Source organism: Endozoicomonas sp. SESOKO3 (assembly GCF_024606255.1).
This window is the reverse complement of record NZ_JAHHPR010000115.1, coordinates 1-6,413: the sequence shown is the minus strand read 5'-3', so window position 1 is coordinate 6,413 and position 6,413 is coordinate 1. Positions and strand designations below refer to the sequence as shown.

The window sequence follows — 6,413 nt, the reverse complement described above, 5'->3', positions numbered from 1 at the left end:
CAGTGACTCCAGAAATTCCTGATGCGCCTGCGGCTCCATTTTTTCAAACTGCTGATGCCAGCTTTTCATTTCCTCCTCGCTGAACCCGGCCGCTTTCATAATTTCTACCCAACGATCTTTGTTGACCATATTTTGCTCCAGTAATAAAGGTTGTTTAAGCAGCAATACAGTGGCTTTTTGCTGCTGGCGCAACTTCTGAATCTCATGCTCAAGAGCCAGCAGCTGGCCACGCAAAATGCGTTCTTGCTCCCTATCGTCTTCACCGTCGAGAAGTCGCACAATATTGCTGACCGGTGTGCCGAAAGCACGGTAAGCCATGATCGCTTCAAGACGTTTGATTTCATTCTGCCCATACCATCGATAGCCATTCTCTGATCGAGTGTGGGGCATTAGCAGACCTTCACGCTCATAATGTTGCGGAAGATCGACAGGTTGGTGGAAGCTGATCCGGCATACCGAACCCGCTCTGGTTTCCTTCAGGAAATCGCGCGCGCCAAGCTGCACAAAATAGGATAAAGGGATTATCAGGGAAGGAGATGAACTCATTTCAAGCAAAATACATGAAGAGCCAGTAACAGGTCGCACCTGGCTCCGGCTCAAGTATTACGCGGTATCGTACAAATGCCCGAGCTTCCAGACCTTGGTGGTCAGGTACTTCTCATTGTGGGGATTCTGCCCGGTCTGATGGGGCTGACGATGAACAACATCAACCCCCTGACGGGCCAGGGCTTCCACCTTCTTTGGGTTGTTGGTCATCAGTACTAGTTGTGTAACCCCCAGGTGATCCAGCATGGTCTTGCACATATCGTACTTGCGCAAGTCAGCGGCGAAACCCAGTTCTTCATTGGCTTCTACAGTATCCAGACCTGTATCCTGAAGCTGGTAAGCCCGGACTTTGTTCATCAAACCTATTCCACGGCCTTCCTGACGCAGATAAAGAATCACCCCGCGACCCGCTTCGGCAATCTTGCGCATGGCCGCCTCAAGCTGGGGACCGCAATCACAGCGCATGCTGAAAAGAGCATCTCCGGTCAGACACTCTGAATGGACCCGCGCCAGAACGGGACCACCCTCGCTCACATCCCCCATGGTGAGAGCCAGATGCTCCTTGCCGGTGCCACTCTCTTCAAATCCATGCATGATGAACTCACCGAAAGGGGTGGGCAAGCGAGACTCTGCAACGTAACGAACAGACACTCACTACTCCTCAAGACAGTCGTGGGGTGGAATTGTAACAGTACAAGATGTTACAGGCGAGCTAATAAGGAGCCTGCAATGTCATGACCCCACCTTCTTCACTGAATCGGATATGCTTGAGATAGCTCATGCCCAGTAGCACGTTTTCAGGCCTGCTGCCTTCAATGACGGTGGCTTCAACATTAGCAACCCGTATGCCACCGATTGCCACGAAATTCAGCATCACCCGAAAACCTCTGACCACACCACTGGCAGTTTCAACACGAACCGGACTGCCACTTTTGTAGCGGATGCCAAGCCGTTCAGCCGTGGCACTATTGATAGCCACAACATTTGCTCCGGTATCGACCAACACCTGGACCGGGTTATTGTTAATAACACTTTGGGCAAGGTACTGCCCATCATTGTTTCTGTTGATTCGAAATATCAAAAGCTCTGGCGATTGAATACCATCCCCCATATCACGACTGAGAAAATAATCTTTCGCCACGCCATTGATTTCAACCCGGGCTTTTCGACTGCTGGCATCAATCAGTCTGACGCCTTTCACCGGTTCTTGACCGACCTTAAGAAATTGACGTTCACCATCAATGAATACCAGAGCTTTGTCTGGAAACAGGGCTACCACCCTGACATCGACAGCATGGGAAAGCGAAGAAAAAAACAACAAGAGGCTGGTAAAGAACCAACAAGCAAAGACGGATTTCATTCTATTTTTTTATTACCTTAAATAATCTTTCACCACCAAAGGCGATAAAAGATTATTTTGATCGCTCATGGTGGGTTCTAGCCCAATTCCGTTTAGGCTCTATCTTGAGCACGTCAGACATTGGGGTCAAGTCGCTGGTATGAGACCTGATACACCTATAATTTCCATTGTCGTATAAGCACCAAAAAACGAAAAAGAAATCTCAGGCCGCATAAGTATTTATTCGTACAAACCAAGAGACACAGGAGTTCAGATCAGGTAGAGTTAGTCGCCCATATGTCGCCTAATAAAGAAGAATCTAAAGAGACATGAGAAAGTACTATTATCTACCGCTATTGTTTTCACTGCTGGGCATAACGGCCTGTAGTCCACTCCCTCAAGCCAACAATGTCATTCAAACCTCTCAGGCAAAACTCCAGTCTGCTCAACATTGGGGAGTGATCGCGGATCACCTTTCAGACCAGTTGACACAGGATGGGGATTTGCTCGGTAAGTCTCTTTACATTGATGAAAGTCGTTATAACACTGATTTTTCAAAAGTATTTTCAAAGCAACTGGTCAGTGAGCTGGTCAAAAAAGATGTGGATGTCAATCTTTCCTCTTCACCCACTTTTTCAGAGCTGGAAATTGATGTCGATGTTGTTCGTCATCCCAATGACAGGGACAAAGGCACCGGATTCCCAATGTCTATCGGACTTGCAAGTGCCTGGTTTATCGTTAAAACCAAAGGTTACGGGGTGATCCCTGCGGTCGTAGCGGCTGAATATATGAGCAGTGAACCCAGTCGGACAAACACTGAAATTGCTGTGACAACAAGAGTTATGGAAGGCAATAGTATCCAGTTTTCAGAAACCCATATTTACTACATAACGGATCAATCTATTAAGCAGTTCAAAACACCAGGTTCTGTTAGTTTGACAGATAAAGAAGTTCCGGGAGGTTTGTGAGATGAAAGCCATATTTATCCGATTGTCTATCCTACTGGTTTCTGTCTTCTTGGCAGCTTGTGAAAGCCAACCCGTTTACGAAGAGCCACCGCGCATAGATCTGGTTGGAATCAGTAACATTGCGGCTGCAACTTTACACTCCAAAGCCAGTGACTTATTACCGGAAGGTTCCACCATTTTGTCAACCAGTCTGGCCGATATCGATAGTTTGAGTGCTACCTCAACACTGGGAAGAATTTTATCTGAGCAACTTTCATCAAGACTTTCTGACCGGGGTTACGAACTGATTGAAATCAAAATGCGAAACAGTGTTTTTATCAGTAATGAACGAGGGGGCGAATTTACTTTATCTCGCCAACTTGCCGCTATCAGCAAAGATTACAACGCAGATGCAATTTTAACTGGAACCTATGCGCTTGGCAGTCAGACCGTTTACATCAACGCTCGTCTGATAGATACAGTGGATAATATTGTACTGTCCACTGTGGACTTTCAGTTACCCATAGATTCTGACATTCGGATGATGACTAAAAAGTCTTATTAATCAGCTTCAGGTTGTGGTCTTTTTCCATTTTCAGGAATCTATCGCGAAAGTACACAAGTTCAGAAGTGTTCTTAAACCATCATCTCCGCATAAGCGGAGATCATATTTTTATTGTGGATTGACGCCTTTGCGAGCAAGGCAATGGAGTCAATTTCCCCGGGCGATTAAAAACGTCAAAGTCACTTGGTAGTTAGCCCTTGGTGTTAACACTCTTTCAGGAAATGGACAGCCGGACTGTAATGAGATTGATCATCGGGGGAAACAAGTGGCAGAACCTGCATTCCTTAAACAAGGCTACCACTTGGATATGAATGCACTACTTTAACTTAATCAAAGACATTATTTGTGAGCCAATTAATTCAGTAGAAATAGTATCCAAGATTCAAGGACCATTGCCCAACTTTACTTTTCTCATAACCCAATCTAAGGTCCCAGTTTCTTGCCAAAGCCATACGAGCTTGTAATAGATACTGTTCTTTCTCCTTACTGACTCCGTTTGCATCAGGCAGATAGCTACGTCGATATTCAGCCAACCCGCGGAGCCCGTAAGGAAACTCATAAACCATCGAAACAGTCCCTCTGAACTCTACATTTCCCTGTCGCTGTATATTATCCTGAATTGCCCCCCCTAAATAACCTGAAAGCGCAAGTCCTGATAATGGCGACCAGACATAACCTTTGTCTGCTTCAAGCTTAAACTGGAGGCAGTCGCTCCAGCATTCTTGCGTAGCTGGCTGCCAACCGCCCCTTAATCTCCATGCCACAGGCTTATCTCCGTGCAAACCGGTCGCTTCTGGCCTTACGTTTTCAATACTCACCAGATCCAGCGAGCGCAGCTTAAGCTCCCCATTAAAACTCGCTAATTGCGTCTTCAGCATGCTAAGTCCAGCATAGGGAACATGCTGAGCCGCCGAATCCAGAGCATCATAATAAGCAGGCCGCAGAGTCAAAGAATAGCCACTGCCAAGCTCTTTATTACTCAATATTCCAACCTGTATAAGACTTGGCCTTCTTCCTTCATCAGGAGATTCTTCAGGCCAGGAAACAGATTGACTGCGAACAGGCGGAAGTTGATATCTCTCTGACAGAATTTCGCGATATGGCTCAGCCACTGCCTCTTCACCCTCTTCAAGGGCCAGGAAACGGTAATAATCTAAAAGGGTGTCCAAAGCCTGATATTTATCGTCCAGTGATAACTCAAGATATCCACCACTTCGCTTGAGTTGTCTTTGATCAACACTCTCATTAACAACAACCTTTGCAGCATCATTAAGTTTGAAATATCGGCCACTCAAACGCTCCTGACGCGATGGCCAGAAACGAATATCACTGATCTGCTGTCGTCCAGATGGGGGCATTTGTGAAAGTTGCTGAACCTGAGATTGAGGCATTATCCAGAAGGCATTATCTGGATTCACTGTAAAGTCTTCAACTACTTCGAGCAATTCGCCTAATCGATAAGAACAGTTTTTATTTGCAAAGTAGTAAGTAAACGAACGACCCTTAAGCTCCCAAATATGAGCCAAAACCATATCCAGCTCTTCAGGCTCCAGATTCAACTGATATTCCCAGAGATTACGCAACTCTAATTCACGATAATTCTGGTTGTGCAGATAGTATTCACTATCTGTGAACGACCCCTCATACCAACCAAACAAGCCACTGAGTATATATTTAACAGGTCCATCTTCTCGAGAGAAATCAGCACCAAAATTTATGCTGCTATCCAGAAGCCTTGAGCCACCTGAACCATTTGCTTTCAGAAAAGTATGCCCATAATATGATGCTGGATTACCCAAATAACCCGATGCAAATATCACACTAAGAGACTCAACACTATCTTCTTCTCGCCAAGCTTTATATTCAAGGCAATTAATTTCAGGAAAATCAGTAAAACGCTCACCCAAATGACTTTTGAGAAAAAGATATCTTGCCGGAAATCGACACTGAGCATGATCAAAACCTTCTATTTCAGGTTTTACCATCGCTAATACTGTCTCCCTGAGCTCTGACTCAGGATCATATTTTCCAGAAGGGGACAAAAAGTAATCTTCATTCAGAACAGCGCTTTGCAGCCGTGAACCCGGGAGCAATCCTTTCTCATATGCGATTAAGCGATGCCAGGTGCGCATTTGGGAAAGTTTTAAATTGTTTGCATGGTCAATCAAATATTCAACATCATCTGCCTGAACGCTATTGAAAGTCCAAACGGCCATTAGAAGAAAATAACTAAAAAATCTATTGATCAAGGTACTACTCTGCATCAACCATGTAAGAACGAAAGGGTCAGCACAGGCAGCTGACCCTGAAACTGCGTCAGGCTGCGCAACTGGCTGAATTACGGGCAACCCCAGACATCACCGCCTGGTAGTAATAAGCAGACTTTTTCGCGTCATCAGCAGAGGAATAGGAAGGCAGAGCAACAAAAGAAGTCATTTCCTGACGAATAGCACCAGTAATGGCCTGACGTGCAGCTACTGAGCAGCCTCGAATTTCCAACATAGCATTCAAGTGCTCGCCTTGACCTTCAGCTGTCTCCTCAGCCAAATTGTCATAGTTGTCGATGATAAACTGAGCTACTGCAACATTTTTGCCATTACAGGTTTCAGGGCTGGCAGTTGCAGAGGTCACTGCTGTTGTACCAATATCCCAAATTATATTACTTGATACTGCCGCCCACTTTACTGTTGGAAACAATGCAGCACCAATACCACAATCAGAGAATGGATTTGGACCACTTCCTGGTGTCTTGTCTTTAGCTAAAACAGAAGTTGCGGATGTAGAAATCACTGCGGCAAATGCACAAACCGCCAAAACTTTACTGGAACGCAAAGGAATATACTCCCTTAATTTTGTATTTATTTTATTGATAACAAAAGCCAGTCTGGTCGTCCTTAGAACCACTTTTCACTATACCTTTGGCCGACATTATATACGTATATGAACGTATTTTGAAGAATTAGTCTCTTCCAATATGAAATGAGCCTGAAGTATATACGTGTATGAACGAATATTG

At 45.2% G+C, this 6,413-nt stretch carries 7 protein-coding genes; 2 read left to right on the top strand and 5 right to left on the bottom strand.

All coding sequences use genetic code 11. From position 1 onward, the window contains the following. From KDK18_RS02025 to KDK18_RS02015, 3 genes are all read right to left on the bottom strand, one after another. A partial coding sequence (locus KDK18_RS02025) for a MerR family transcriptional regulator (protein ID WP_257252832.1) occupies positions 1–546 on the bottom strand: 546 nt, incomplete at its 3' end. A 57-nt stretch (positions 547–603) separates the two neighbouring features. Beyond that, positions 604–1,197, bottom strand: coding sequence for a GTP cyclohydrolase II (gene ribA, locus KDK18_RS02020; RefSeq protein ID WP_257252830.1), 594 nt, complete (start codon positions 1,195–1,197; stop codon positions 604–606). 61 nt (positions 1,198–1,258) lie between these two features. Further along, entirely contained in the window at positions 1,259–1,906 is a 648-nt protein-coding gene (locus KDK18_RS02015) for a TIGR02281 family clan AA aspartic protease (RefSeq protein ID WP_257252829.1), read from the bottom strand. Positions 1,907–2,214: 308 nt separating this feature from the next. On the opposite strand from KDK18_RS02015, the gene KDK18_RS02010 reads away from it, so the two are divergent. Both KDK18_RS02010 and KDK18_RS02005 read left to right on the top strand, forming a co-directional pair. Further along, positions 2,215–2,853 carry a hypothetical protein gene (locus KDK18_RS02010; RefSeq protein WP_257252827.1) on the top strand — a complete coding sequence of 213 codons (639 nt, stop codon included), beginning with the start codon at positions 2,215–2,217 and terminating at the stop codon, positions 2,851–2,853. A 1-nt stretch (position 2,854) separates the two neighbouring features. Continuing rightward, complete coding sequence (locus tag KDK18_RS02005; protein WP_257252825.1) at positions 2,855–3,397, top strand: FlgO family outer membrane protein; 543 nt, start codon at positions 2,855–2,857, stop codon at positions 3,395–3,397. 359 nt (positions 3,398–3,756) lie between these two features. Here KDK18_RS02005 and KDK18_RS02000 read toward each other — a convergent pair whose 3' ends face one another. Both KDK18_RS02000 and KDK18_RS01995 read right to left on the bottom strand, forming a co-directional pair. Beyond that, positions 3,757–5,646, bottom strand: a complete 1,890-nt coding sequence (locus KDK18_RS02000; protein WP_257252822.1) for a DUF4105 domain-containing protein — start codon at positions 5,644–5,646, stop codon at positions 3,757–3,759. 67 nt (positions 5,647–5,713) lie between these two features. Beyond that, positions 5,714–6,229 carry a DUF3015 domain-containing protein gene (locus tag KDK18_RS01995; protein WP_257252819.1) on the bottom strand — a complete coding sequence of 172 codons (516 nt, stop codon included), beginning with the start codon at positions 6,227–6,229 and terminating at the stop codon, positions 5,714–5,716. Between the last annotated feature and the right edge of the window lie 184 nt (positions 6,230–6,413).